At 67.4% G+C, this 1,104-nt stretch carries 1 pseudogene; it reads left to right on the top strand.

Annotated elements, in window-relative coordinates:
* The first annotated feature begins 77 nt into the window (after positions 1-77).
* Positions 78-1,078, top strand: a pseudogene (locus tag ACFW2Y_RS35995) (IS5 family transposase).
* The last annotated feature ends 26 nt before the right edge of the window (positions 1,079-1,104 follow it).

The following is a 1,104-nucleotide window of genomic DNA, read 5'->3' on the forward strand; positions in this document are numbered from 1 at the left end:
CTAGGGAGCGTATTGGGTCGTGATCAATCTGTGGGTTTTGCCTGCGTGGCGAGTCCTGGGCAGGTAGACCTTCTTGGGTGACTCGTGTGCAACTGACGGATGCGGAGTGGGAGTTCATCGGGCCGTACCTGCCCATCGGCGAGTACGGCCCGTACCCCGGGCGGCTGCGGCAGCAGTTCGAGGGCGTGATCTGGCGGTTCAAGACGGGCGGGCAGTGGCGGGAGATGCCGGCGGAGTTCGGCGCCTGGTCGACCGTCCACAACCGCTTCCGGCAGTGGCGTGACGCCGGAGTCTTCGAAGCCCTGATGGAGGGCCTGATCGCACAGGCCGCGAAGCGGGGCGAGGTGGACCTGTCCCTGGTCAGCATCGACTCCACCACTGCCCGGGCCCATCATGACGCGGCCGGCATGCACCTGGACGAGGAGGTCCTCACCGCTTTGGAGAAGGCTGCCGCCGGGGCGGAGAAGGCCAGGTCAAAGGGGGCGGCTGCGACGAACAAACCGGGCAGGAGGCCGGGAGCGATCCCGAGCGGGAAGAACGACGGCGCATCCGGCGCCGACGGAAACTCCGGCTGAAGGCCGCCCTGCTCGGACGCTCCAGGGGCGGACAGACCAGCAAGATCCATGTCGCCGGCGACCGGAAGTGCCGCCCGCTGGCGTTCATCCTGACCGCGGGACAGGCCGCCGACAGTCCGCAGTTCATCCCCGTACTGGGGAAGGTACGAGTCCGCGGGCCCGTCGGCCGTCCCCGAACCCGGCCGGACGCGGTCGCCGGGGACAAGGCGTACTCGTCCCGCGGCAACCGTGCCCACCTGCGCAAACGCCGTATCAAGGCGGTCATCCCGGAGAAGAAGGACCAGGCCGCCAACCGGAAGAAGAAGGGTGCCCTAGGCGGCCGGCCCGTCAGCCACGACGCCGACCTCTACAAGGAGCGGAACACCGTCGAGCGTCTGATCAACAAGCTAAAGGCGTGGCGAGGCATCGCCACGCGCTACGACAAGACCCCCGACAGCTACCTCGCCGGCCTCTACCTACGCGCCTCGATGATCTGGCTCAAAGACCTCACCCGGACCACCTGATGATCACAACCAAATACGCTCCCTAG

This window comes from Streptomyces sp. NPDC058877, assembly GCF_042742855.1.
Taxonomy (GTDB): Bacteria; Actinomycetota; Actinomycetes; order Streptomycetales; family Streptomycetaceae; genus Streptomyces.